This is a genomic window from Reichenbachiella sp. (assembly GCF_039944555.1).
Lineage (GTDB): Bacteria > Bacteroidota > Bacteroidia > Cytophagales > Cyclobacteriaceae > Reichenbachiella.
Genome location: NZ_JBDUYN010000001.1, coordinates 290,103 through 316,362 on the forward strand (window position 1 = coordinate 290,103; position 26,260 = coordinate 316,362).

Consider the following 26,260-nt stretch of genomic DNA (forward strand, 5'->3'; position numbering starts at 1 on the left):
TTATAAAATTAAAAATCCTTCTTATCTGCCAATCTCAATAAGTTCAGCGCAGGAATCAGCGTCCAAACAGAAAGGGCACCAAATGAAATAAGGACCCCGAGATTCGAACCGAAAAACTTCTGAAAAATGGCACCGGTATAGCCAAGTAAGGCTGCGATGTCTAATTTGAGCAAGATTAATATCCGCGAAAGATCAATAGGGTTTAGGACACTGGCGATAAGTGCAAATCGATCCAGCGGGTAATCGCGAAAAGTTATCAGCAGTATCATGAAGATACCATCGTACATCACAGCCAGAAAGAGCCAGAGCAAGATGGCATAGCTGAATCCTTTGATTTTATTCTCATTGGCCAGGGCAATATTGATGGCCAGCCCGACAAAGATGAACGTTAGAAAAGCGCCGGTTATCAGGAGCAAAGCAAAATTCCAAAACTCCGCGGACTGACTCACTCCGTAGATAAAAAATGGGATACCCAATCCAAGAACCAAGCTAAGTGAAAGGGAAGAGGCAATCCCCAGATATTGACCCAGGAAGATGGTTCGCCTTCGGATCGGTTGAGCCAGGAGCAGTTCTGTAAACTCGCGGGCACTGTAATGATACATAATTCCAAAAATGGTACCTATCATCGGAGAAAGTACCACGATGATGTTCATGAGTGTGATAACTGCCTTGGAGATACTGCTATTCAAAAACAACAGAACAAATCCTAATAGCAGATAAAATGCAAAGTAGACATAGCTCCAGCGGCTTCGGGCCAGATCATAAAAACTATATTTCAGTATTTTAATCATTGTAATATTTGAGCTATGGCATGTTCAAGATCTTGTTGACCGGTCTTTTGTTTGAGTTCTTCCAGAGATCCTTTGAAATATATTTTGCCGTCCAGTAGAAAAACGATTTCATCTGACAACTCTTCCACGAGATTCATAATATGAGTAGTGATCATAAAAGTTTTGCCATTTTCTTTTTCAGCACCGATCAAATCTTTCAACTGAATGAGTGCTACAGGGTCGAGACCAGCAGTAGGTTCATCCAGGATGTACAGCTCACAGTCGAACATGAAAGTCAGTACGATATTTACCTTTTGTCTTGTACCGCCGGATAGGTTGCCCAGTTTTTTGTCAAGAAAATCTTGTAAAGAAAACCGCTCTATCAGAGGTTGTTCATTGGCCGGCTGAGATCGAATGGTTTTGATCATTTCTATGACCTCACGAACGCTGAGATTGTCCGGAAATCTGGCAATCTGTGGCAGATATCCTATTTGATTTCTGTATTTCCATTCTTTGAGGGTCGACTCTCCATTGAGTTGGATGTTGCCACTTTGCGGCAGTACCATCCCCAATATGCTTTTTAAAAGCGTGGTTTTACCCGACCCGTTAGGGCCCAGAATAGCAAAAATACCAGGTCGGTTTATGGTAAGACTAACTCCATCGAGCACCTGCAACCGGTCGAATCGCTTTTTTATATTTTCAATTTGTATCATAGTATGGGTTGCATGGCGGGTGAATGGTCCATTAAATTGTCGGGCGTAAAAATGGGAGATACTTTTTCGGAAAAATTGATAATGTCAACAAATAGGCTTCTCAGCAAAATGATGGATTCAGGTGTTTGGCTGATAATGTATGAAAAGAGCTTCACTGGTCGATAGGGAACATCCCCCGTGCCATCTCTATCCAAATCATAGCCTGTATAACTACTCCAATAGTTGTATCTGAATTCGTTGTCATTTATTTTGCTATTGTAGGCAATATCTAATGCATTGTTTACAAAATTGTTACTTTCAAAAATGTTGGTATAGCATCCGCCGGATACTTTGACTGCCCAGCCGTTGTTGTAGAATTCGTTGTGTAGGTAGTTGATTCTGCCGGTTCCTTCCAGGAATATGGCGATCGTGTTTTCTTCGAATCTGTTGTTAGTCACTTCGGCATCGTATATCTCTTTGAGTAAAAGACCATAGGATGCCGTACCCCAATTCTTAGTAAAAAGATTGCCTTTCATGATGATAAACTTCGAAAACATGACAGCTACTCCGGCTCCATTGTCATGGAAGGTGTTGTCTCGGTATTCATCATGGTTAGAAAACATGAAATGAAGACCATAACGAACATTGTGGTGACTTCTGTTGTTTTTCACAATGCTGTTGGAAACAAACTCAAAATAGATTCCATCTCTGAGTCCGTAGGTTTCGTTTCCGCTGATTTCGATGTCAGAACAATGCCACAGGTGGATGCCATTACCAGAATCCTTTTCTTGTGCCGTCACCCCGCGGATTACATTGTTCTTAATTTCTCCGTGGTGAGATTTTTCTAGAAGCAGACCAAAATATGGCTGATCTATGGTATTGTTTACTATTCTAAAATAATTCACTCTGTGGGCATAAATCGCCGCATAATCCTTGGTGAAACTCCTGCCTGAGTTAATAAATTTCAATCCGACGATAGTTATGCTGTCTACTGATAATTTCAGAATGTGGTTTTTGTTTTGACCATCAAGTATAGCGCCGGGCTCACCGAATAGAGTGATGGGCTTATCCAGTTCAATGTCGACGGCGGCATAGGTGCCTGGGAGAAGGCGTATAGTATCATGAGCCGAGGCTCTTTTAAGTGCCGTGATCAAATCGGTAGTTTCACATTTCGAACATACCTTGGTTTCCCTGGCAATGATTGGGTATGAACTGACCCATAGCAATAATATGATCGTAAAATTCCTAATTTTTAGCATGAGGTCAAAGCGCAATAATTGAAGATAATTATTTTTTGGCAATTGCTTTTTGCAGTTCTGACCAGTTCAGGGTTTGATCTTTTTCTGATTTGGCGTATTGATTTCTTATTGTTTCGTTTTCGAAACCGGACAAAAAAGCACCCATGGGGCTTGGCATGTGTTCGGCTATCAGATAATGAGCAGTTGTTGCATCGATCATTTTTTTTGGCACAGAAAAATCTGCGATCAAATAGGTGTGAATCTCTTCACTCTTCCACTGAGGCAGGCTATTGACCATGCATTCGATGGCATCGTATTTATAATTGCGCCCCTTTTTTGTGACGATTTGTGCTGCATGCTGCTGATCCACTATGGTCATTTTACAAAAATGGCAGCTATCTGTTCCATAGTTGATTGGTTCAGTCTCTATGGTACATTGTGTGAGAAAAAGGAGGAGGGCAAAAATGTAAAGTGTTGGTCTGATCATGATTGTGATATTTACGTTTGAAGCTTTTCTTCTTCTTTTTTGGCTATGAAAAAGGCCGCCAAGGTGATAAACATTCCAGCAAACAGGGCATAGGCACCACTCATTGGCAGTGAAATCGCATTGAAGTTTAAGATCATTTTAGAACCGAATAAAGGTGGCTGGTAAGCCATAGGTTCTCCTTTGCTATCAAGAAACTTGATGGCTGCATTTTCTTTGAGGTTATGGCCGTAATCATATTCCCATCTGTAGAAATCATACATACCGGCAGTACCTAGTAAGCTCATAATGATGAACCAGGTTACATATAGTTTTTTGTTACCGATTAGGCCAAAGGTTACACCTAGTATGGCCATGAAAATGATCACAGGAGGAAAAATGTCGAACTCAGCCATATCTGTAGGGATGTCTTTCATACCTACATAGTGGTTCATGAGATTGATATTTTTTATGTCATTGGGATTGTGATCTGTGATTTTGTTGATCCAGATGTCCATGCCAATAGCTTCGGGATACTGAGGTGCTTCGAGTGTGATATTCCATAGAGGGAGCACGAACAATAAGAGTATCATGAGAGATCCAACGATCATCATGACTTTTGAAGTTTTCATTTCTAATTTGTTAATGATTGTTTTCGTTTGGGAAATAGGGGAGCGAACCTTAGCGAAACGCCCCCCAACAAACCAACACTTTATATTATTCTCCGTCAAGGGTCCAACTTGGTTGGATGTCTGAATTTTTATCAGAGACCCTCACATATCCTTGCATTTCCTGGTGTAGGGCAGAGCAGAAATCAGTACAGTAGTAAGGCCATACACCGACTCCTTTTGGTTCCCAAAGGAAGGTCTCTGTTTGACCAGGCATGATGAGCAATTCCGAAGTATTAGCCCCAATCATGCTAACTCCATGTGGCACATCGTAATCCTGTTCCAAATTGGTGACATGGAAATACACTTTATCACCTACCTTGACACCCTCAATATTGTCAGGTGCAAAGTGAGAGCGAATCATGGTCATGTATATATGAACAATGTTGCCGTCTCTGACCACCTTGGCATCCTTCTCGGATTTGGTCACATAAGGGTGCTCATTTTCTTCTAGTTTATAAATTTTTCTTGACTTGGCTTTGATCAGGTCAGCTGGAATGCCTGCCGCGTAGTGAGGTTCTCCAAGGGTAGGGAAGTCTAGCAACAGTTCCATTTTTTCACCGGAGATATCATAAAGCTGAGCTGATTGAGTGACTTCTGGTCCAGTAGGTAGATATCTATCCTTGGTGATTTTGTTCATAGCAACCAAGTATTTGCCAAATGGCTTTTGCGAGTTACCACCAGGAATCATCAGGTGTCCTACAGAGTAATAAGTTGGTTTTCTATCGATCACTTCCCAGGTTCCCAATTTCCATTTCACCACTTCCGAGGAGATAAAGAAAGTAGTGTATGCATTACCTTTATCATCGAATTCTGTATGCAATGGACCTAAACCAGGTTGTACAACGACCCCTGCCAATACATCTTCGAAGTTCAAAATAGGAATGCCATACGCTTCACCATCAAACTTCTCATTTTCTATGGCACTTATCATTTTGTCAAATGAATGAACCGTTACGTTGGCAGACAACTTTCCGCTACCCACAATGTACTCTCCAGTTGGGTCTACGTCGCATCCATGAGGAGACTTAGGCATCGGCATGAAATAGACCAGTCCCGGACATTTTGCAGGGTCCAAAATTCTAACTTCTTTTTCCCATGTAGTCGTGGCACTATGTGTTCTCTCGTCATAGACATTATGGGCATAGTTTGTTTTCATAGTTTCGAAATTGCCCTGAGCGATGTATTCTTCAGCCTTTTTCCAGTTTACAGCTGCGATAAAATCTTTGTCATTTTGAGATGCATTTACTTCCAATAGCGTGTTGGCTTCTTCTGTATTATACGTGGTATAGAAGAACCAGCCATGAGATTTTCCACGTCCAGGATGTGCCTTGTCATAATCGAATCCAGGCATTTTAATCTGGAATTCGATATTCATTTCGCCACTTTCAGGATCAACCTTCAAAAATGACAACATACCCTTGAAATTACCTTTGTATTCATCGATGGGCATGTCTCTTTGAGGTACTGGTACACCAAATCGCGTACCGGCAATCACATACTCGGTGTTGTCAGTTACGTATGACGAACTGTGATTCCCTGCAGAGTTTGGAATCTCAATGATTTCGGTAGTTTCGAAAGTAGTCAAATCAATTCTGGCGATTCGAGGCGTATTGTTCTCATTGATGAAAACCCATCTACCGTCAAGTACACCATTGGTCTGTGAAATATCGGGATGGTGAGAATCTCCCCATGGCACAAAACCAAACGAAGTATTTAGCATAGGCTTGGTTTCTTCATTGAAGCCATAAGCCTTTTCCGCGTCTACGGAGAACACCGGAATATTCTTGAATACTCTACCCGATGGAAGTCCAATGACAGATAATTGGCCATTAAATCCACCTGATATAAATCCGTAAAATTCGTCATGCTCGCCAGGAGCCACAAACGATCTTTCTGCCAGGTTGCCGCTTAAAGCACCTGCATTTTTGTCTCCACCAGGCGTACATGCTGCTAAGAATAGCAGCGTCAGGCTGACAAGGATACTTGTTGTATTTATGATCTTAGATTTCATCTGTTTATTGTTTAAAATGATGTCTTATGGTAGTATGATTTTGTCAATCACATTGATGACCCCGTTGGAGGTTTGAATAGTGCCTAGAATTCGGGCTCCGGCAATGAGAACTTCGTCACCGTCAACACTTACTTCCAGATACTGTCCTGTGGCTGTGTAGATTTTTCGACCCTTTCGAGCCTCTTTCTTTAAGGCCTCGAGATCGAAAGATCCAGGAGCCGCATGCCCGGTAAGGATGTTGGCGAGTTTTGCTTTATTCTCTGGCTTCAGGAGGTCATCAACAGTGCCCTCGGGCAATGCGGCAAAGGCATCATTAGTAGGTGCAAAAACGGTCAGAGGTCCTGCATTAACCAAAACATGCTCAATCTCTGCTGCTTGCACAGCAGCTACTAAAGTGGTATGTGCCTGAGATCCGGCAGCAACCTGAAGAATGTTCGCTTCAGATACATTGTCTTCAACAGAAGCTTGTCCCTTAGGGTGGGATTCCGGAATAGGCGTGCTACTTGCGGCGCCTTCTTGCTGGGAGCCTTGACTACAACTCCCCATCATAATTACTATCAGTATGGATAGCAGTGTTAATAAATAGTTTGATTTCATGGTGATTACTGTTAGTTGAAAATTTTATTCTAATGTTCTGAAATACTCCAACACAGATCTGGCTTCTTCTTCAGAAAGATTCTGATTGGCCATCGGCGAACCATTGTATTCTATAAGGAGTTGTTTGGCTAGAGGATCCTTTTGAGTCATTTCATCAGGATTCAATATCATATTCATTACCCAGGCAGGGTTTCTCCTATTCAGAATATTAGCCGGAGACGGGCCTATAAATTTTTTGGTTGTTTTATGGCAAGCTGTGCATTTAGCTTCGAAAATGGTTTTTCCCTGATCAACCAGCGTTTGATCTATTTCTGCAGGCATTTCAAAAGCTTTTATCGGACCTATGCCGTTGTACTTTTGGTATTCCTTTTCCATCTCAGCGACCGATTTGGGTGCCTTTTTCTTGAATTTTTCTTTTACACTTTCAGCATTGTTTTTTTCTCCTCCGCAAGCGGTAGCCAGTACAGCTAAAATGGCAAATAGGTATGCGATTTTTTTCATGGTTATGAATCTTGTTATGGCGTAAAAGTATTTCCGACATGGACTGAAAACTATGACGTGGATCAGCTAAGGATAAGAGAGATGTCACCAAACAATGAGTGGTAGAAGTAGTAGATGGAATGGAATAACGAAACTGAAATATTGATTAAGACGACGGGTCCTGATTTCCATATTGGCAATAAATCATCAGTAATAGTGAATTAAATTTCAATAATATTCCTTAATCCTTAGTAGGTTTGCAACGACTGGTACCTAAAATGCAACTGACCCAAGATTGTATTTCTATAGAAGTATGAAAAATTTAAGCATGATATGGTAATTGGCGTTGTAAAATGTACTGAGGAAAATCTGGTGGCTCTGGTGCCGCAGGTGACATCCAAATTAATTAAGGATGAATATCAAATTATTGTTGAATCTGATGCCGGAGTTGCATCAGGCTACAGCAATGAATTATATGAATCTGCAGGCGCAGTAATAGCTTCGCGCAAAGAGGTACTGTCAAAAGCCGATATCATATTAACAGGAACGGCTATTGAGAAGACCGATCTTAAACAAATCACTAAGAATTCGCTGCTCGTAGGTAAATTCAATGGACGAGTAGAATCCAACATGCTTACCGATTTGAGGGAGGCTACAGCCCAGGTTTTCAGTCTCGACCTTTTACCTAGGTCTACCATTGCTCAATCTATGGATGTGCTTTCATCTCTCGCGTCGCTGTCAGGTTATAAGGCAGTCGTGACGGCAGCCGATGAATTTGCTGGATATTTTCCAATGATGACTACTTCGGCTGGCACTATCCCACCTGCCAGAGTGTTGGTGTTGGGTGCTGGAGTGGCCGGGTTACAGGCCATTGCTACAGCCAAACGACTTGGTGCTATTGTAGAAGCCTTCGATGTCAGAACTGCAGTAAGAGAAGAGGTACAAAGTTTGGGAGCTAAATTTATAGAAGTAGAAGGGAGCCAGGAAGATACTACCGCCGGTGGTTATGCGGTAGAACAATCAGAGACCTACATTAAAAAACAGAAAGAGCTGATACATGAAACAGCTGTCAAAGCTGATATTGTAATTTCGACGGCTAATATTCCTGGCCGTAAGGCTCCAGTACTTATTGAGAACAGGACTGTTGCTGCAATGAAAAAGGGAAGTGTCATTGTTGATATGGCGTCAGCCAGTGGAGGCAACTGCGAGTTATCAAAAGACAGTCAAACGATCGATGTCGATGGCGTAACTATCATTGGTGATTCCAAACTATACAATCTGATGGGCAAGCAGGCCAGTTTGTTGTATAGCAACAATATTTATAATTTCTTGAAGTATATCCTGAAAGACGGAAAGGACAACTTGTCTTATGACAGCGAGATTATAAGTAAGACTCTTTTGAGGGAAGAAGAAAAATCAGCTGTATCAGCCTAATCATTATTATTAAATTCTAAAAAGCATGTTAGAGATATTAGATTATCTAAAGGACAATGTCCTGATGATTAACCTCTTAATTATTACCATTTACCTGGGATTTGAGGTGATATCAAAAGTTCCAACTGTATTGCATACTCCATTGATGTCCGGCTCCAACGCGATCAGCGGAATTGTGATTATCGGTGCTATTATTTTGGTTCGTCAGGCAGAGCCCACCGATGTTATAACTCTAATTTTTGGAACGTTGGGGATTATCCTAGGTAGTATCAATGTAGTAGGAGGTCACGCCGTGACCAATCGTATGTTGGAAATGTTTAAGAAGAAATAAGATGCAGTATATCGAACTAATATATATCGTTTCAACAGTTCTGTTAATAATAGGATTGAGAAAATTGAGCAGTCCCTCCACAGCACGAAATGGAAACGTCCTCGCCGCCCTGGGTATGGGATCTGCCATTTTGGTTGCCATTTTCAGCCCAATGACTGATGATCACGGAAATTTGCTTTACATTTTTGCCGGTATCCTTGCGGGAGCTGTTATAGGGTTGATCTATTCCAAGAAAGTAGAAATGACCGGAATTCCTGAGCTGGTGTCCATATTCAATGGTTTCGGTGGAGCATGTGCAGTGAGTATTTCAATTCTGGAGGCCTATAAGTTCAATTCGAGCTCAACGTTAGGCCTGATGACCACCACGTATATGGCATTGTTCATTGGCGGAGTCGCATTTACGGGTAGTTTGATCGCCTATGGTAAGTTGGCCGGAAAAGTTAAAGACTGGCGAAGCAAAGTTTCATCTTACTTCAATTTAATCTGGCTGATGGCTTGTATTGGTTTGATTATTTTCCAGGTAATAAACCCAATGACTTATACTTTTTTACCATTGGTAATCTTAACCGTTTCTTTGATTTACGGACTGACCTTCGTATGGCCTATAGGTGGGGCCGATATGCCTGTTGTGATTTCATTATTAAATGCCCTGACGGGTATTGCAGCCGCGTTGGCTGGAATAGTATATGGCAACATGGTGATGATTCTGGGTGGAGTACTTGTAGGGTCGTCAGGAGCTATTCTTACCGTATTGATGTGTAAGGCAATGAATCGCTCATTGATCAACGTAGTGGTTGGCGGGTTTGGAGCATCTTCCTCAGCTATTTCGGCCGACCAGGGGGACATCAAGGAAACAACTGCTAATGATACAGCAATCATGATGCGATATGCACAAAATGTAATGGTGATACCCGGCTATGGAATGGCTGTGGCCCAGGCACAAAAAGCGTGTAAAGAACTGGACAAGAGTTTAAGTTCCAGAGGAGTCAATGTAAACTATGCTATCCATCCTGTGGCAGGGAGGATGCCTGGTCACATGAATGTATTATTGGCCGAAGCCGATGTACCTTATAGCAAATTGATAGATTTGGACGACGCCAATGGAATGCTGACTGATACTGATGTATGCCTCGTGGTTGGCGCTAATGACGTGGTCAATCCTTCAGCTTTGGATGATCCTGGAAGTCCTATCTATGGCATGCCGGTCTTGGAAATATTGAACTCCAAAAATGTAGTGGTACTAAAAAGAAGTATGAATAAGGGGTACTCTGGAATTGAAAATCCGCTATTCTTTCATGATAAAACCAAAATGCTTTTTGGTGATGCTAAGGACACCATTGAATCTCTGAATAATGAGGTCAAGGTAATGGATTAAATGCTATTATATTGCAAGTTATTTTAGTGTTTTGATTTGTAGGTAATTTACGTAGTTTGTATTTAGGCGTTAAAGCCTATTGTTATAAATCATCGTCAAGACTAGCTTTGATAGCACACACCAATTATTTGTTGAGTGTGGTCGACCCAGTTTGCCAGAAACTGTAAGTCGTTTGATGTAATAAATCCCTTACCCTCTTCAAGCTAAAATAGCCTAACCATGAGTTTAATCACCAGATACAGTATTGGAAAAAAGATATCAACAGGATATATAATTATTATTTTATCAGTTGTTTTTTGTAGCATTTACGGTGTGCTCGAGCTAAAAAAATGTAAGAGTACCGATCACAAAATAACGGTAATATATCCTGAGTTCTCAAAAAAAATAGAGACACTAACCGCCAATCTGCAGTCCTCAACAAAACTTACCGAAGATTGGATTTATTCACCAAATGCTGAAGAAAAGGAAGAACTGATCTTACTTCATGATGCCATTCCCAATCTGACAGATGAAATCAGGACTATGTATGAGGCATTGGAAAATGATATTGAAACAGACAGTTTGGATCGAATTTTTCAGGACATAGCTACAAACATTTCATATCAGCAAGAAATACGACAGTTTCTGGATGAGCCTGAGTCGTACACTGATGAGTATCTACTGTCAGAAACAGTAGCCCCACTTTTTAATAAAAAAATTGGCCCACTGAGTTATCAGGTAGTTACAGATCTAGTGGGCATTAGCGCGAATTTGGGAAAAATGTCAGAAAAACTGACCCAGGAGAAATTAGCTTCATTTGATCAGCTAGGAAATGCAATAATATGGCTTGCCATTTTCTCAACCCTATTTGGTATGGTTGCTACTTATGTAACTACATCTTCTATAGCTAAGCCCATAAGAAAACTGAATGAACTTATTGTGAGTTTGGGACTTGGCGAATTACCGGAAATCGAACAACGACTAGCTCGTGACGAAATAGGAGATATGGTGAGTGCGCTGAGTGACTTGAGAGATACGCTTGAGCGAACGGCAACCTTTGCACTAAATGTAGGGGACGGACATTTAGATGTAGAATATAACAAAAGAAGCGAAAAAGATGTCTTGGGTATGTCCCTTCTGACCATGAGAGATAACCTGAAAAGTGTGGTCAGCGAAACTCAGGATGTGGTGAAGAAAGCAGGAATTGAAGGGAATCTACAGGCTCGAGTAAATATTGATGGAAAGGATGGCGCTTGGATGGAATTGACAGACGCAATAAACAATCTTTTGCTTTCTATCGCAAGTCCGGTTATGTCCGTCAACGAAGTAGTCAACGCTATGGCAGAAGGCGATCTGACCAAGAGATTTTCAGACGAAGCCAGTGGAGACCTTCTTATATTATCTCAGAACTTAAATACAGCCCTGGACAACTTAAATGCATTTCTTTTTCAGATTTCTCAAAATGCAGGAGTCGTGGAAGAGTCATCTACAGAAATGCGATTGGCAAGTGAAGAAATGAATACCAATACTGGTGAAATTGCTTCAGCCATTGATGAAATGAGCCGAGGAGCCCAAAACCAGGTTGGAAAGGTGGATCAGTCTTCTAATCTGATTGAGGGGATCTTGAGAACTTCCAGCGATATGGAAGAACGTGCAGAAAAGATCAATGAAGCTGCCAAAGTTGGAGTAGAAAATAGTGAGCAGGGAACAAAGTTAGTCGATGGTGTGGTGACTAATATGAGCGAGATTTCAGCCTATTCAAATAAGACCAGCGAGTCGATTAACGTATTGACTGAGAGATCTAAGGATATCACAAAAATGTTAGCTGTGATTAGTGAGATCGCTTCTCAGACAAACCTTCTGGCATTAAATGCTGCCATTGAAGCAGCCCAGGCAGGAGATGCTGGTCGAGGTTTTGCGGTGGTCGCGGAAGAGATCAGAAAGCTTGCCGAAAGTTCAAGATCCTCCGCTAAGGAAATCGAAGACATTGTCATCAGAGTTCAGCAGGATACCGAGTTGGCTACACGTGCCATTGAAACCATGCATACAAGTGTGAAAGCTGGTGAAGATTCCTCAAGAAATGCTGCCGAGTCTTTCAAAAAAATAACCGAAGCTTCGCACAAGACTTTAGGGTTTTCCGAAGACATACTTAATGCCGCCAAGATCCAAATTGGCAACATCAATAATGTGGTAAATATCACCGAAGGAGTAGTTGTGATTGCGGAAGAAACCGCCTCCGGAACCGAGCAAATTGCGGCTTCAGCAACAGAACTATCCGCTGGAATGGATAATTATAATAAGAGGGTGGCTGAATTATCAAAAATCGCTACCAGACTACAAGAAGGCGTGAGCATGTTCTTATTAATCGATAATGAAGGAGAACCACAGCATGACGATCAAGTGGCTTATAATGGCAACGGAAAAACTAGTTTGGGAGACGATGAGATGCCATCAGATTCGTCCTTAGTACTTATGGACTCCAACTAATTGAATATTACAGACTCTCCATTAGTCCCTGACAAAAAGCCATTCAGCTAGTAAATTCTGCAGTAGTTCATTTTTTTGGCTAGCATTGCTAAAAATTCGTACTATGAGCGCACGTTATCCCATATATCTGGTTTTTCTTTTCATTTCTTGTAGCCATCCTGACGATTTAGCTAAGGATTTTGTCTTTGTAGGTGATTATTCACAAGGACTGGAAGGTCCGGCAGTAAATAAGCAAGGCGATTTGTTTTTTGTAAACCCCCAAAGGAATGGCACCATAGGTAAGGTGTCACCTGACGGAACGTTTGAGCTTTATGTAGACAGCTTGCCTAACGGAAGTGTCGCTAATGGTATTCGTTTTAGTAAAGATGGAACCATGTTTTTAGCAGATTACATCAATCATAATATACTTTTCATAGATCCGGCTGGTAGGGAAGTTGTGATTTTTGCTCATGACAGTACGATGAATCAGCCCAACGATATTGCTATTAGCGGCAACGGTACCTTGTTCGCAAGCGATCCCAATTGGTCAGAAGGCACTGGAAACCTTTGGAGAATCGATAACCAAGGCCAAATAGTGTTATTGGAATCCAATATGGGAACTACCAATGGGGTGGAGGTGGCTCCGGGAGATAGTCTACTTTACGTCAATGAAAGTGTACAAAGAAAAATTTGGGTGTACAACTTGAGCCCGGATGGCGAAGTTTCAAGTAAGCGTTTGCACTATGAATTTCCTGATCACGGATTAGATGGTATGCGTACAGATGTGAAAGGAAATCTCTATGTAGCTCGTTATGGTAAAGGTGTGATTGCGGTCGTTTCACCTAACGGTCAATTGCTTAGGGAAATCAAACTCACAGGGCAAAAACCTACAAACATAACTTTTGGTGGAAAAGATGGGAAGACTTGTTATGTAACCTGTCAGGACAGGGGATACCTGGAGACTTTCCGTGTAGAATATCCCGGAAGGAGTTGGAATTTGAACAGGTGAAGTTGTTCCTAAAAGGTTTGAAACCAGAGATATTTTATTAGCGAATTCGAAACAAAAAATCTATAAATGGGTACATTTATGTCATGTACGTTTCGGTTACCAGACTTAAGCTCAAATCCATTTGGCTTCTACCCAAATTTGTCAGACAATCTAATCTGATTAGCAAGCAGGCGAAAGCATCCCCAGGTATTCTGAAAGTAAAGCTATCAAACAGATGGTTCAGGTATTTTTATACGATGACCCATTGGAATTCTAAGGAAGCCATGCAGCAGTTTATGATTAACGGTGAGCACAAGGAAGCTATGAGGCAGTGGAGCCAATTTGTGACCGAAGTAAAAGCTTATGGCTACGAAAGTGATCATCCACCTAAGTGGAAAGAGGCGAGAATGATGATAGAAAACAAAGGAAGAACTACTCAATAATACGGCTATGAACAGAATTGACAGACTTACATCGATCATGTTGAAGCTGCAAAGCAAGCGATACGTTACTATTGACGATATTTCAGATCACTTCGACATTAGCGAGCGCACGGTTTTCAGAGATATTAAAGCGCTGGGTGAAGCAGGTGTGCCGATTGGGTTTGAAAAAGATCGGGGATACTTCATTGTTGATGGATATTATATTCCCCCAGTCATGTTTACAAAGGAGGAGGCCGGAGCCATTTTACTGGCCAGTAAGCTACTCGAACGACAAGGTGATAAGTCTTTGGTAGATCAGTTCGAACAAGCTTTGGAAAAGATAAGAGCTGTATTGAAAAATACGCAAAAGGACTATGTACAGGAATTGGAAAAGTATATAGAAGTGGTGTCTCCTGCGGTACCGGTAGAAAAAGCATTTCCTGACATGTTTCTCAATGATATCAAAAATGCTTTGATCAACCACAATATTTTGTCCTTCGAGTACTACGCTAACTATAGCGATACCTTTTCTTCCCGAGAAGTTGAACCGCTCGGTATTTGTCATTATGCTAATCATTGGCACTTGATAGCCTATTGCCGGATGAGAAACGGTGTTCGTGATTTCAGAACAGACAGAATCACCAAACTTCACGTATTAGATCAGAATTTCGATCCTTCACTTCGCGATGATTTCAAGGAGCACATATTTGTGAGGCAAATGCAGGAAGATGTTAGCGAAGTGAAAGTTTTGTTTAAAAAGAATGTAGCTCGCCTGATCGGAGATCAGCGATATTATTACGGGTATATTGAAGAAAAAAAGACAGCTGAAGGTGTAGAAATGACCTTTATGGTAGGCGAATGCGAATATTTTGCCAGGTGGCTGTTGATGTTTACAAATTCTGTGCAAGTACTCAATTCTGAAAGATTGGAATCTCAAATGCAAGAATTGATAGATCAATTAGCGAATCACTACTCTCCGATTTTTACCTGAGTCCAAATTTTTAAAAAATATATGTGCTTCTAATAATTCACTGACATAGGGCTGTCAGTGAGCCGCCTTTCATTTGTATAAAACAAATTCAGATAACTAAACTTTATACAAATGACCGATCAAGTAATGGAATTGGTGATTTACAAAATCAAACCCAATCAGGTTGAGAATTACCAAACCAAAATCATTCAACATTTTAGAGAATTGGTAAAGAGTTTTGACGGTATGCTCGATTACCGGACCTATCACGCAGTTAAAGAAGATGGTCTTTTTGTCGATCAAGTCGAATGGAAAAATCTTGACTGTGCAGAATTTGCAGCTGAAAAGGTCAAAGAAATGCAACAAGATGAGACTTATGCTCCTTATCTCTCAGCCTTCGAGGAAGTAAAATTTTTCTTACACGTAAAACATGTAGCCTAATGGAAAAGCTCAATTTAATTAAACAACATGCCGCCTATTATAAAGCAAATGCTAAGCCGGTAGAACTTGAAATCGAACCAATTAACTGTCTTGCCATTAGCGGAATTGGCGCACCAGATGGGGAATTATTTCAAAAAAGCATCGGCGCTTTGTACGCAACCGCCTATACAGTAAAAAAGTATGGCAAGTCAGACGGAACAGATTTTGTTGTCCCCAAACTTGAGGCATTTTGGTGGGTGGAGGAAGGGTTGATTTTTGATCAGACTCCTCAGAACGAATGGCATTGGCAACTGATGATTCGCATGCCGGAATTTGTAACAAATGATCATGTAGACCAGGCGGTCGAGGAAGTCATCAAAAAGAAGAACCTGATACTAGCCAACGAAGTGCAACTTAAACCTATCAACGAGGGTAGAAGCGTCCAGGTCTTGCATATTGGCTCCTATTACCAGGAAGAACCAAGCATCAATAAAATTTTGGATTATATGAAACTCAATGGACTGGAGATGAATGGCTATCATCACGAGATCTATATTTCGGATCCCACCAAAACAGCTGAGGAAAAATTGAAAACAATTATCCGTTACGCCGTTAAGGAGAACTAGTCTATAACTCACCGTCTGTAGTCCATAAGTCACTGGTAGTTGCAAAATGCTATTGACTTATGGACTATGGACTATTAACTAAAACAAACCAATGGCTGAATTACTTAAAAATGAATTCAACAAAGACTTTGTCTTATTGCTCGGAAGCAAATTAGCCGCTCTCGATGAATCGTTCAATATCGAAGGTTTTATTAGCTCTACCATCAATGAAAATTGGGAATCACGTGAACTGAAGGATCGCATGCGTCATATCACGAATATGATCCATGCGCATACAGCGCTGAATTACGTTGATCAACTTAATATGATGATGGAATTGTCTTGTCATTTTGGAGGTTTGAAAGGCATGACCTTTCCGGATTATGTGGAGGTATATGGATTAGACCATCCACGGGAATCACTAGTAGCCCTCAAACACATGACTCAATTTTCAAGTTCGGAATTTGCGATTCGTCCATTCATCGTTAAGTACGAGAAGCAAACCATGAAGGCCATGTATGAGTGGAGTGCTGACAGTAACGAGCATGTGAGAAGACTAGCTTCTGAAGGCAGTAGACCAAGGCTGCCATGGGCGATGGCTTTGCCTGTCTTCAAAAAGGATCCTTCGTCAGTGCTGCCTATCCTTGAAAACCTGAAAAGAGATGAGTCCCTTTATGTACGAAAGAGTGTGGCCAACAATATAAACGACATTACCAAAGACAATCCCGAGGCCGCTCTTGAATTATCCCAACGTTGGTATGGAAATCATGAGCATACCAATTGGATCGTGAAGCATGGTTTAAGAACGCTACTCAAAAATGGCAACAAACAGGCACTTCAAATTATCGGTTTCGATGACAAAGCGAGATTTGAAGTAGCAGAGTTCAACTTATCAGAGGAGCAAGTCAAAATGGGGGAGAGCTTTCAGTTCGGTTTCAAGGTCTCTAATCTTGAACCAAAGGAGGCTTTCGCCAAGGTGGGTTTTGTGGTGTCATATCAAAAAGCCAATGGTTCGTTATCCGATAAAATATTTCATGTCACGGAGAAAGAGTTTGCATCGGCCGACGCTGTTTTATTTAATAAAAAACTCTCTTTCAAGGATCTTACTACCAGAAAACACCACCCGGGACTTCACAAAATAGGAGTTTTAGTCAATGGTAAGAAATTGGCAGAAAAAGAATTTGAGCTATTGCATTAAGATCAAAGTCCATCATGAATGCATTAAAAAAATACCTGACAGTCAATTACCTGTTTTCACTTACGAGCGGTTTAGTTATGCTGGTTCTTAGCGGATACCTCGATCAACTATTTGGAATTGCCAATGTCTATGTGTTTCCAGTAATTGGAATTAACCTCCTGGGTTTTGCTGCATTTGTCTTCTTTGTCGCCAAGTGGAAACTCTCCCATAAAGGACTTGTCTATTTAATTATCGCACTAGACGGACTCTGGGTTTTAGGAAGTTTGCTTATTCTGGTATTGGATCCATTCGAGTTGACAATGGTAGGGAATACACTAATAGGTGCCGTAGCCGTATGGATTGGCTTCCTCGGTTATATGCAATATAGAAGTTACGAATCTTGAGATCTTTCCGAATCGTTCTATCTTTGGTGAGAAAGAAAATTCAGATATGTCGGACGGAACTTTAAGGAAAAATATACAGGTTGGAGCAGAAGTGGAAGTAGTTCAAAAACATCACCAACGCTCAGGAGAACTTACAACTGGAGTAGTAAAGCGCTTGCTTACCAAGTCTCCCAATCACCCACACGGTATCAAGGTGCAATTAGAAACCGGAGAAGTAGGAAGGGTGAAAAATGTGCTTTGACCTGACTCCATTTTCTTATTAGAATATTTTTTTCTACATTCGTCTTAGCAGAGATAACGCAACAATACGTTGCACGCTTGTTTTCCAACTTTAAGGAAGAACATCGGGAAAGCAAGTGAATTTCTTACGGAAAGCCTCCGTATACCTTAAATCGATGAAAATTGGTTTGGGTGTACGGAGGCTTTTTTATTTAAATGATAAAGGAATACTGAGATGATAAAAAAAGTACTTATCGCATTAGGAGTTATGATTGTCTTTTTGATATTGACAATCTTCTATATACCAGAGATTTTATATGCTACCGCATTTGGTCAAAGATTGCTCATGAAAATGGAAGGTGATCAGGTAGCCAGATTTTACTATCGGGAAAATCAAGTTGGTAAAGACACCATTTATATGGAAGGCGTTATTTATTCTAATACCCTGAATGAGATTTATGAGGTACTGGAAAACAACCCTGAGTTAACTACTTTGGTGATGAAAGATGTGCCTGGTTCTATCGATGATGAAGTTAATCTAAAGGCTTCATTTGAAATTAGGCGGCACAATATCAATACCTATATTCCAAAAGATGGTATGGTAGCCTCTGGAGGAACAGATATGTTTCTGGCAGGAAGAGAAAGAGCGGTGCATCCGACTGCCAGGCTCGGAGTTCATTCCTGGGCAGGAATGGACAGTGTGGCCATAGACTATCCCAAGGATCATATAGAACACAAAAAATATCTTGATTATTATGCTGCAATGGAGATTCCATCAGAATTCTACTGGTACACATTAGTAGCGGCACCCTCAGATGATATCCATTGGATGTCACCAGCCGAGATAGAAAAATACAAAGTTGTAACTGATACAGATGCAAGTCAGGAAATATTGAAGATCCTGGAGAAATTAGCTTCCGATGAGTTTAGAGGCCGAAGTACTGGAGACAACAAAGAAGCTCAGGACTTTATCCGTACCTATTTCGAGGACTCAGGCCTAAAAAAATTCGACAGTCAATATGATGTCCCCTTTACTTATAAGCGAATGCTAAAGGAAAGAAATGGGACCAATGTTGTTGGCTACATCAATGGTAAGACTCATATTGACAAATACATTGTGATTGGCGCACACTATGATCATTTAGGCATCAAGAGAGGCGAGGTTTACAATGGAGCAGATGACAACGCATCGGGTACAGCAGCTTTACTTTATTTGGCCAGACATTTCTCTCAGAATCAACCTGAGCATTCTATCATTTTTGCGGCCTTCGACGCTGAAGAAGTAGGGCTTCATGGTTCCAAAGCCTTTATAAAGAATCCTCCGGTGTCCTTGTCTAAGATTAGGCTGAATGTCAATTTTGATATGATCAGTCGCAGCGATAAAAATGAAATCTATGTGGTAGGCACTTTTCCATTTCCTCAATTTAAACCTCAAATTGAAGAGCATGCCGATGCTAGTCAACTCAATGTATCCTATGGGCACGATGATCCAAATGACAAGACTAAGGAATACTGGATGTACTCCTCTGACAACGGGCCCTTTTTTAGAAAAGCGATTCCTACAATCACCTTTAGCGAAGAGGACCATCCTGACTATCACCAATCAACCGATGACTTCGAAAAGATAAACCCGGAATTTTATTTGAATGTCGTGGATTTAATCCGTGAAACTATTGAATCCATTGATCAAAATTTCCCAAGCTCAGAACAATGATTTTTCCTTCCGACATAGAGCAAGCTTATCGGCTAATAAATAAAGATGTTTACAAGACACCTTTAATTTTCTCTAAGGAATTGAGCAAAATCTCAGGAGCAATGGTGTACTTGAAAATGGAAAACTTGCAGTCCACGGGCTCTTTTAAAATTAGAGGAGTACTTGCAAAGATCAATAGCCTGAACCAACATGATTTTACTAAAACCTTCGTCGCGGCCTCTACCGGAAATCATGCCGCCGCCTTTGGATATGCAGCAGATAAATTCGGATACAAGGGCGTGTTGTTTTTGCCGAAAAAAACAAGTGAAGCGAAGATAGCTGCACTTGAAAACTACAACGTAGAAAAGATTTTTTTTGGTGAAAACAGCATGGAGACAGAAGCCAAGGCAACAGCTCATGCCAGAGAAATCAACGGCATATTGATTCATCCCTACAATGATATGGAAGTCATAAAAGGTCAAGGGACGGTCGCGTTAGAAATTAAAGATCAGTTACCGGAAGTAGAAACTGTTTTGGCACCGATCGGCGGTGGAGGATTGATCTCAGGTATTGCTTCTTATTTTAGGGACCACGATATTGAGGTCGTCGGATGCCAACCTATAAATGCAGCCGAAATGTATCAATCTGTTAAAAAAGGAAACATTGTGTCTCCAAGTCTATTAAGCACGATCTCGGATGCATCTGCGGGTGGGATTGAAGCCAACGCCATTACTTTTGACATTTGTAGAGAACTTGTCTCTGATTTTGAACTGGTCGAAGAGGAAGATATCAAAAAGGCAGTTGCATTTATTGTAAAATATCATCATACCCTGATCGAACCAACATCGGCGTTACCGGTTTCGGCCTTATTGAATTCTGAAAAGTACGCTGGTAAAAATGTGGTATTGGTACTAACAGGTAAAAAAATTAACTCTAATTTATTGACGGAAATTTTAAATCAATATGGCAATAGTTATTAACCTAACGGACATTAAAACCATCTTAAAGAACGTGGATGTAGTTGCAGCCATGGAGGAGGGTTTTGTTCAATACAGCAACGGAAATACCGTTGTTCCCCCCGTCGGAGAGCTACTTTTCAGCGAGCCTAAGGGAGAAGCCCATATCAAATACGGCTATATAAAGCAGGATGATTATTATGTAATCAAAGTTGCTTCTGGTTTCTATGACAATCCTAAGCTGGGTATAGCCTCCAGCCAGGGCCTGATGCTCCTTTTTAGTCAGAAAACAGGACAACCTGTGGCGGTTCTTTTAGATGAAGGCCATTTGACGGATATCCGAACCGCTGCGGCCGGAGCCTTGGCAGCAAAATATTTTGCTCCAGAGCATATCACCGCTATAGGAGTCATCGGTACAGGCATTCAGGCTCGATTGCAACTAGAATACCTTCAAAAAAACACTCCGTGCAAAACAGCGTGGGTTTGGGGTAGAACTACTGAAAGTATGGAGAAGTTTAAAGTAGATATAGAAACTGATTTTGACGTTCTTCTGGCTTCAAGTCCATCTGAAGTAGCTAGGCATGCCAATCTGATTGTCACCACAACTCCTTCGGAAACTCCTCTTTTGTTGGCAGAGGATATCCTGCCGGGAACTCATATTACAGCGGTTGGCTCTGATACTTCAGAAAAGCAAGAATTGGAGAGCGTATTGCTTGCAAAAGCAGACATCGTCATTGCAGATAGCATTCCTCAAAGCAAGAGTAGAGGGGAGATTTATAGAGCGATTAAAGACTCGAAATTGTCTTTAGGTGAGATCAATGAACTGGGTCAAGCGATTCAGAATCCGGCCTTGCAACGAACAACCGAAGAGCAAATTAGCGTAGTAGACCTCACAGGTGTAGCCGTGCAAGATATCATGATTGCTAGGGCCATTTATACAAACTTTTAAAAAACACAACAATGATGAATATTCCAATATTTGAACTCGAACGCGTCCAATCACTATTTGAAAATACAGTGGATTACAATTTGACCGAAAGTGGGTTTCACCCTTACACACTCAATGAACTTTTGGATAAAGAACAAATAGATGCGCTGACCCATACCGTTTTGGGATATGGGCAAACCAATGGTTCAATACCATTGAGAAAAAGGATAAGTGCATTGTACAATGGAAGCAGCGAGGAAAATGTACTGGTGACTAACGGATCTGCAGAAGCCAATTTTATTGCTTGCCATACCCTTTTGGAAAAAGGAGACGAAGTGGTGATGATGGTACCGAACTACATGCAGATATGGGGAATTGCAGAGGAGATGGGCTGTGTACCGAAGGCATTTCACTTGCGAGAAGAGAACAATTGGAAACCGGATTTGGCAGAGCTCAAATCCCTGGTAACTCCAAAAACAAAAATGATCACGGTTTGCAACCCTAACAACCCAACTGGGTATACACTGACTATAGACGAAATGGAAGAAATCGTCGCAATTGCCAAAAATGTGGACGCATGGGTATATTGCGATGAAGTATATCGCGGTGCTGAGCTAAATGGAAAAACAATAGAGAGTTTTATTGGGATGTATGACAAGGTAATGGTGAATGGTGGTTTATCAAAGGCCTATGCGCTGCCTGGATTGCGTCTAGGCTGGTTAATAGGTCCTGAGAATCTAATAGCCGATACCTGGGCATATCATGATTATACATCAATTACAGCTGGAATCATGAGCCATTACATCGGAGAAATAGCCTTAAGACCTGAAAAACGGCAGGAAATTTTAACCAGAAACAGAACCATGCTCAATGAAAACCTAATCGCTGTAAAAGAATGGCTTAATCAATACGGTGACTTGTTTGAATATGTGGCTCCAAAAAGTGGCGGCATGTTGTTCGTGAAATACAATCTGGACATCAACTCCTCTGAATTGGCAGAATGGCTGCGCAAAGAAAAAAGCGTGTTTATTTTGGCGGGAGATTGTTATGGTATGGATCATCATTTTCGTATTGGGATAGGCGAACGGAAGGATTATATTTTGGCCGGTCTCGAGCGAGTAAAGGAAGCACTTACGGAACGTTTTGGTTTGTAGTACAGTAATAATTAAAAGTGAAACAGAGTGATTAAAGAAATTTCAGAAGAAGAGGCTTTCAAATTGGCTGAAGGTGCAGATGAATTTCCGGTATTAGTAAAAGAAGAAAATGATGGATCTGAGTCTGCTGTCTGCTTAAAAAAATTCCCGACCGGATTTGTTCTCGGTGTCAGCTGTGATACTAAAGAGGTATTCAAATTGTACTATTCAGAAGACTATGACGAACTCTTTGACAAATGCGAATATTATCTGGAAATCATGCGGAAGAAAGGTCATCCGTTTGAAGATTTGGATTGAAAAAATAAGATCTAAACATGAAAGAAATGCCAATTAAAGGATTTTATAAACGTTTATTCGGAGTGGCCTTTTTGACTTTTCTTCTCAATAAATTTTACCTCAGGCCTTGGGTAGTGGAGAAAGAGTTAGCCGATTTTTGGCAAATTATAGTCTTTTCGCTGCCCAATTTTATTGAAGCAGCCATGGGTACTCTTATTTTAACGGGTGTGTTCTTGCAGCTCAGGGTGTATAGGAATATGGTACTTCGTGACATCCATATCTATTGGATGGCAGTTGGAGCAACTGCGGTATACGTGATTTCTCAAGAACTCAAATTTCATAACCTGGGCGGTAATAATGTCTATGATCCCTATGATCTATTGGCTTCTATTATTGGATTGGTTGCTACTTTTATCGTATTGCAAATAGTTGATTTTACTGACTTGCAGAATAATGAACATCATAAATAAGCTGTCATCATCTCACAATAGAAGAGATCAATTGCCAAATCAGGAATTAGCCGAAGAAATTGTCAACACAGCTGACAGACAATCCATCAAGGAACTGGTGAGTCATCTTAGTCACAAAAACAAAGCCATTCAAAACGATTGCATCAAGGTTTTGTATGAAATTGGAGAGCAAAACCCTCAATTGATTTCAGAATATTTTAATGATTTCGTTCAACTTCTTGATAGTAGTAACAATAGGCTTCAGTGGGGAGCGATGACCGCATTGAATGCTATTACGCTTGAGGTTCCTACGGAGGTGTTCGATGCGCTGATTAAGATATTAGACACTGCTGAAAGAGGCTCGATCATTACCAAAGACCATGCAGTGGGGATACTGATCAAGTTGTGCTCCGTGAAGCAGTTTGCTGATCATACCTTTTCGTTGCTGATGGAGCTGTTGCTGAAAAGCTCTACCAATCAACTCCCGATGTATGCGGAAAGAGCGTTGCCAGCGATTGCGGTGGATAACAAGGCTCTTTTTATCAGAACGCTAAATTCACGATTGAATGAAATTGAAAAAGAGAGCAAAAGAAAGCGAGTCGAAAAAGTAATTAGAAAAGCGTCTTTGATATAGCTCATTAGATCTTAGGAGGAAGGCCTTTCGTTCCATATTTTTACAAAAAATGGAACTCATATTGAAAGCTTAAGGTAAAGTGAGCATAGTTTACAACAAATATTATGAGACTGAGAACCTGTTTGGAAACCCATATCCCGAACTGATTGAGTATTTCAGGAACTACATCGATAAGGGGAAGGTGCTGGATCTTGGCTGTGGTCAAGGACGCGACTCGATCGCATTGGCTCGGTTAGGTTTTGAAGTTATAGGAGTGGATCATTCTCAAGTGGGTATTGATCAAATGAATAAAATCGCCCGTGCTGAGAATCTTACATTGGAAGGACGTGTGGAGGATATTTACACGTACGAAGAGTTCTCTCTATATGATTTCATTCTTCTTGATAGCATGTTTCATTTCGAAAAAAGAGATTTAAAAAAAGAAACAGGTCTAATTAGAAAGATTTTAACCCATGCAAAAACCGGCTGCCTGGTGGTGGTCTGCCTACAAGATACAGGTAGGAAGGTGAGTATTCTGAACGAAACGCTGGATGAACAACTCTTAAAAAGACTCGCAGATATGAAATTTGAATACATTTTTGAAGATAGCGAAACAGAACATCATTCGAGGACCGAATACCGGATGATAGCCGTAAGAAAGTAAGAATTGCAGCTGTGTTGTGTTGTCTGTCAATTCGCGATTGAGCACGTTCTCACCATAGATTCACTTCGTTCTCATTCGAAAACTAACCAATATTTAGTAACAATAAAGTTTCTGGAAATCATTAATCTTGTTAGTTCTAATTTAAACTAAACCTGATTTCAACCATGAAAAAATTAAGATTAATAATCTTTTCGCTGGCGGTGCTGGGCTTTACCACACCAGTTTTCTCTCAAGGATTTACTCCTCCAGCAGAGTCCAATGCCGTAGTTTATTTTGTGAGGGTTTCAAACTTTGGTGGAGCCGTTTCTTTCGAATACTTTCATGATCGAAAGTTTATCGGAGTTTTTAAGGGAAAAAACTACATGCGCTACGAATGCCCTGCAGGTGAAAATCTACTTTGGGCTTCGTCGGAAGACAAAGAGTTTATTAGAGGTAATTTCAAAGCCGGCGAAACTTACCTCGTATTAGTTAATGTCCAAATGGGAGCCTTTAAGGCAAGAATAGATCTGGAACCTTTGACTGTCGACAATGAAGACTTCGAAAGAGCAAAAGCCCTGATTTTGAAGAAGGTACCCGTTGTGACTCCTGAAGGAAAAATCCAATCAACTGAAAAGAAACTGGCTGAGAAGGGTTTTGTCGACCGAATTATGACGAGATACGAAGAGGAATGGAAGGATGGAGAAATGACCAGCACCATCACAGAAGATATGTCTATCCCACAGGATCAATTGAAATGACTTATTACTAATTGACACAGAGTAGAATTGTCACAGACAAGTTGTTTTCTGTCAATTTCAGAATCAAAAACTATCTTTCGATTATTCACCCAATCGAGAGATAGAATATACCTGGTATATTGCTATTCTGGTGCTAATTAGCTATTATTAAGCTTAGAAGGCCTCCCGATAGCCATCGGGGCAGCATAGGGTCTCACGCAGCACTTCGAGAAATTATCATTAATTAAGCTTTTATTGTACGGTTACAGGCGTAGGTCTGTCTCCGGCGGTGATGACAGACAGTATTAATGTCACGCCCTGATACATTGTTATGGATTCCAGGCTCAGTAGGACCAACTAATGATACCGACACGCGGACAATTGTATTTGATCATTTCTAATCGATGCTTTCAGCAAAAGGAAAGTATCATGTTCTATTGTCCCAATTCTGAAACACGGAAAATTCTAAAAATTTATAAAAATGGGAAATTCAAGTAGAAAAGCCAGAAGGCAGGCCAGAAGAGCCAAAAGAAAAGAAAGAAGAAAACTTCTTAGGGAACTGATCGAAAAACTAAGTGGCAGAGACATATCGTTCGAGATTTCAGACAAGGAAGGTGCTAATCCTCCTTTTATCCAGATATTTAAGGAGATATGGCCAATATTAGATCCGGCATTGAAATTTTTGATTGCCATGAGATTAACGAAAGAAAGGGTCGATAAGGTACTTGAGGACATTCATAAAGCAGGCCAGCTACTCGCCAGTGGTGGTGCCGAGCATGAAAATGAGTTCAGGGAAAAATTCCGTAACGTTTGGGACGATATTGAACCTAAGCTTGAATTCATCCAAATAGTAACACCCAATAAGGTGGACAAGGTACTTGATGACATCATCGAGATCGGCGATTGGATAGCTGGGGAGTGATGAAAACGAAGTAATAAATGATACCGGAGTTCTAGGTTGTTTTGTGAGAAGTCCTGTTGAATTGGGTCATGTTTGTTCAAAGGATTGAGACGATCTGAAATTCTATGAGTCAATCATGGATGATAATTTACTAACGCAACGGTTCATGTCCATACGGACCAAATAAAAGCTACCGCC

At 40.8% G+C, this 26,260-nt stretch carries 30 protein-coding genes; 22 read left to right on the forward strand and 8 right to left on the reverse strand.

The features are described from left to right. Positions 1 to 8: 8 nt before the first annotated feature. The 8 genes from ABJD64_RS01210 to ABJD64_RS01245 form a co-directional block, all read right to left on the reverse strand. Positions 9 to 791, reverse strand: coding sequence for an ABC transporter permease (locus ABJD64_RS01210; RefSeq protein ID WP_348182223.1), 783 nt, complete (start codon positions 789 to 791; stop codon positions 9 to 11). After that, positions 788 to 1,483 (reverse strand): ABC transporter ATP-binding protein, encoded by a 696-nt coding sequence (locus tag ABJD64_RS01215; protein ID WP_348182224.1) that lies wholly within the window; start codon positions 1,481 to 1,483, stop codon positions 788 to 790. The genes ABJD64_RS01210 and ABJD64_RS01215 overlap by 4 nt, the downstream gene beginning before the upstream one ends. Next, the gene (locus tag ABJD64_RS01220; protein WP_348182225.1) at positions 1,480 to 2,721 is read right to left on the reverse strand and encodes a nitrous oxide reductase family maturation protein NosD; all 1,242 of its coding nucleotides are present in this window, start codon (positions 2,719 to 2,721) and stop codon (positions 1,480 to 1,482) included. The genes ABJD64_RS01215 and ABJD64_RS01220 overlap by 4 nt, the downstream gene beginning before the upstream one ends. Positions 2,722 to 2,749: 28 nt before the next feature. Beyond that, entirely contained in the window at positions 2,750 to 3,187 is a 438-nt protein-coding gene (locus ABJD64_RS01225) for a nitrous oxide reductase accessory protein NosL (protein WP_348182226.1), read from the reverse strand. 11 nt (positions 3,188 to 3,198) lie between these two features. Further along, complete coding sequence (locus ABJD64_RS01230; RefSeq protein WP_348182227.1) at positions 3,199 to 3,795, reverse strand: hypothetical protein; 597 nt, start codon at positions 3,793 to 3,795, stop codon at positions 3,199 to 3,201. A gap of 85 nt (positions 3,796 to 3,880) precedes the next feature. Next, positions 3,881 to 5,845 (reverse strand): Sec-dependent nitrous-oxide reductase, encoded by a 1,965-nt coding sequence (nosZ, locus tag ABJD64_RS01235; RefSeq protein WP_348182228.1) that lies wholly within the window; start codon positions 5,843 to 5,845, stop codon positions 3,881 to 3,883. A 24-nt stretch (positions 5,846 to 5,869) separates the two neighbouring features. Then, positions 5,870 to 6,442 (reverse strand): fasciclin domain-containing protein, encoded by a 573-nt coding sequence (locus ABJD64_RS01240; RefSeq protein ID WP_348182229.1) that lies wholly within the window; start codon positions 6,440 to 6,442, stop codon positions 5,870 to 5,872. 24 nt (positions 6,443 to 6,466) lie between these two features. Next, the gene (locus ABJD64_RS01245; RefSeq protein ID WP_348182230.1) at positions 6,467 to 6,943 is read right to left on the reverse strand and encodes a cytochrome c; all 477 of its coding nucleotides are present in this window, start codon (positions 6,941 to 6,943) and stop codon (positions 6,467 to 6,469) included. A gap of 312 nt (positions 6,944 to 7,255) precedes the next feature. Here ABJD64_RS01245 and ABJD64_RS01250 point away from each other — a divergent pair, with 312 nt between their 5' ends. The 22 genes from ABJD64_RS01250 (at position 7,256) to ABJD64_RS01355 (ending at position 26,083) form a co-directional block, all read left to right on the forward strand. Further along, positions 7,256 to 8,356, forward strand: a complete 1,101-nt coding sequence (locus ABJD64_RS01250) for an NAD(P) transhydrogenase subunit alpha (protein ID WP_348182231.1) — start codon at positions 7,256 to 7,258, stop codon at positions 8,354 to 8,356. A gap of 25 nt (positions 8,357 to 8,381) precedes the next feature. Continuing rightward, complete coding sequence (locus ABJD64_RS01255) at positions 8,382 to 8,687, forward strand: NAD(P) transhydrogenase subunit alpha (protein ID WP_348182232.1); 306 nt, start codon at positions 8,382 to 8,384, stop codon at positions 8,685 to 8,687. A gap of 1 nt (position 8,688) precedes the next feature. Next, positions 8,689 to 10,062, forward strand: coding sequence for an NAD(P)(+) transhydrogenase (Re/Si-specific) subunit beta (locus ABJD64_RS01260; protein WP_348182233.1), 1,374 nt, complete (start codon positions 8,689 to 8,691; stop codon positions 10,060 to 10,062). 219 nt (positions 10,063 to 10,281) lie between these two features. Next, positions 10,282 to 12,528: a methyl-accepting chemotaxis protein gene (locus ABJD64_RS01265; protein ID WP_348182234.1), complete on the forward strand. Its 2,247-nt coding sequence runs from the start codon at positions 10,282 to 10,284 to the stop codon at positions 12,526 to 12,528. Between the two features lie 103 nt (positions 12,529 to 12,631). After that, positions 12,632 to 13,516 carry an SMP-30/gluconolactonase/LRE family protein gene (locus ABJD64_RS01270; protein ID WP_348182235.1) on the forward strand — a complete coding sequence of 295 codons (885 nt, stop codon included), beginning with the start codon at positions 12,632 to 12,634 and terminating at the stop codon, positions 13,514 to 13,516. Between the two features lie 83 nt (positions 13,517 to 13,599). Continuing rightward, on the forward strand, positions 13,600 to 13,938 hold the full coding sequence (locus ABJD64_RS01275; protein WP_348182236.1) for a hypothetical protein: 339 nt from the start codon (positions 13,600 to 13,602) through the stop codon (positions 13,936 to 13,938). Positions 13,939 to 13,945: 7 nt separating this feature from the next. Beyond that, a complete protein-coding gene (locus ABJD64_RS01280; protein ID WP_348182237.1) occupies positions 13,946 to 14,908 on the forward strand; it encodes a YafY family protein in 963 nt (320 codons plus the stop codon). 111 nt (positions 14,909 to 15,019) lie between these two features. Beyond that, a complete protein-coding gene (locus ABJD64_RS01285; protein ID WP_348182238.1) occupies positions 15,020 to 15,328 on the forward strand; it encodes a hypothetical protein in 309 nt (102 codons plus the stop codon). Next, positions 15,328 to 15,933: a GyrI-like domain-containing protein gene (locus ABJD64_RS01290; protein ID WP_348182239.1), complete on the forward strand. Its 606-nt coding sequence runs from the start codon at positions 15,328 to 15,330 to the stop codon at positions 15,931 to 15,933. Before ABJD64_RS01285 ends, ABJD64_RS01290 begins: the two co-directional genes overlap by 1 nt. A 91-nt stretch (positions 15,934 to 16,024) precedes the next feature. Then, positions 16,025 to 17,110: a DNA alkylation repair protein gene (locus tag ABJD64_RS01295; RefSeq protein ID WP_348182240.1), complete on the forward strand. Its 1,086-nt coding sequence runs from the start codon at positions 16,025 to 16,027 to the stop codon at positions 17,108 to 17,110. Positions 17,111 to 17,124: 14 nt separating this feature from the next. Next, positions 17,125 to 17,493 carry a hypothetical protein gene (locus ABJD64_RS01300; protein WP_348182241.1) on the forward strand — a complete coding sequence of 123 codons (369 nt, stop codon included), beginning with the start codon at positions 17,125 to 17,127 and terminating at the stop codon, positions 17,491 to 17,493. 46 nt (positions 17,494 to 17,539) lie between these two features. Beyond that, on the forward strand, positions 17,540 to 17,734 hold the full coding sequence (locus ABJD64_RS01305) for a YwbE family protein (RefSeq protein WP_348182242.1): 195 nt from the start codon (positions 17,540 to 17,542) through the stop codon (positions 17,732 to 17,734). 213 nt (positions 17,735 to 17,947) lie between these two features. After that, positions 17,948 to 19,426, forward strand: coding sequence for a M20/M25/M40 family metallo-hydrolase (locus ABJD64_RS01310; protein WP_348182243.1), 1,479 nt, complete (start codon positions 17,948 to 17,950; stop codon positions 19,424 to 19,426). Then, positions 19,423 to 20,385 (forward strand): pyridoxal-phosphate dependent enzyme, encoded by a 963-nt coding sequence (locus ABJD64_RS01315; RefSeq protein WP_348182244.1) that lies wholly within the window; start codon positions 19,423 to 19,425, stop codon positions 20,383 to 20,385. The genes ABJD64_RS01310 and ABJD64_RS01315 overlap by 4 nt, the downstream gene beginning before the upstream one ends. Continuing rightward, a complete protein-coding gene (locus tag ABJD64_RS01320; protein WP_348182245.1) occupies positions 20,369 to 21,310 on the forward strand; it encodes a hypothetical protein in 942 nt (313 codons plus the stop codon). Before ABJD64_RS01315 ends, ABJD64_RS01320 begins: the two co-directional genes overlap by 17 nt. Positions 21,311 to 21,321: 11 nt before the next feature. Further along, on the forward strand, positions 21,322 to 22,443 hold the full coding sequence (locus tag ABJD64_RS01325; RefSeq protein WP_348182246.1) for an aminotransferase class I/II-fold pyridoxal phosphate-dependent enzyme: 1,122 nt from the start codon (positions 21,322 to 21,324) through the stop codon (positions 22,441 to 22,443). 27 nt (positions 22,444 to 22,470) lie between these two features. After that, complete coding sequence (locus ABJD64_RS01330) at positions 22,471 to 22,740, forward strand: hypothetical protein (protein ID WP_348182247.1); 270 nt, start codon at positions 22,471 to 22,473, stop codon at positions 22,738 to 22,740. A gap of 26 nt (positions 22,741 to 22,766) precedes the next feature. Continuing rightward, positions 22,767 to 23,189: a hypothetical protein gene (locus ABJD64_RS01335; RefSeq protein WP_348195286.1), complete on the forward strand. Its 423-nt coding sequence runs from the start codon at positions 22,767 to 22,769 to the stop codon at positions 23,187 to 23,189. Beyond that, a complete protein-coding gene (locus tag ABJD64_RS01340; protein ID WP_348182249.1) occupies positions 23,173 to 23,802 on the forward strand; it encodes a hypothetical protein in 630 nt (209 codons plus the stop codon). The genes ABJD64_RS01335 and ABJD64_RS01340 overlap by 17 nt, the downstream gene beginning before the upstream one ends. 79 nt (positions 23,803 to 23,881) lie before the next feature. Next, positions 23,882 to 24,445 carry a methyltransferase domain-containing protein gene (locus ABJD64_RS01345; RefSeq protein ID WP_348182250.1) on the forward strand — a complete coding sequence of 188 codons (564 nt, stop codon included), beginning with the start codon at positions 23,882 to 23,884 and terminating at the stop codon, positions 24,443 to 24,445. Between the two features lie 164 nt (positions 24,446 to 24,609). Further along, on the forward strand, positions 24,610 to 25,182 hold the full coding sequence (locus tag ABJD64_RS01350; protein ID WP_348182251.1) for a hypothetical protein: 573 nt from the start codon (positions 24,610 to 24,612) through the stop codon (positions 25,180 to 25,182). Positions 25,183 to 25,642: 460 nt separating this feature from the next. Next, on the forward strand, positions 25,643 to 26,083 hold the full coding sequence (locus ABJD64_RS01355) for a hypothetical protein (RefSeq protein ID WP_348182252.1): 441 nt from the start codon (positions 25,643 to 25,645) through the stop codon (positions 26,081 to 26,083). Positions 26,084 to 26,260 lie beyond the last annotated feature (177 nt).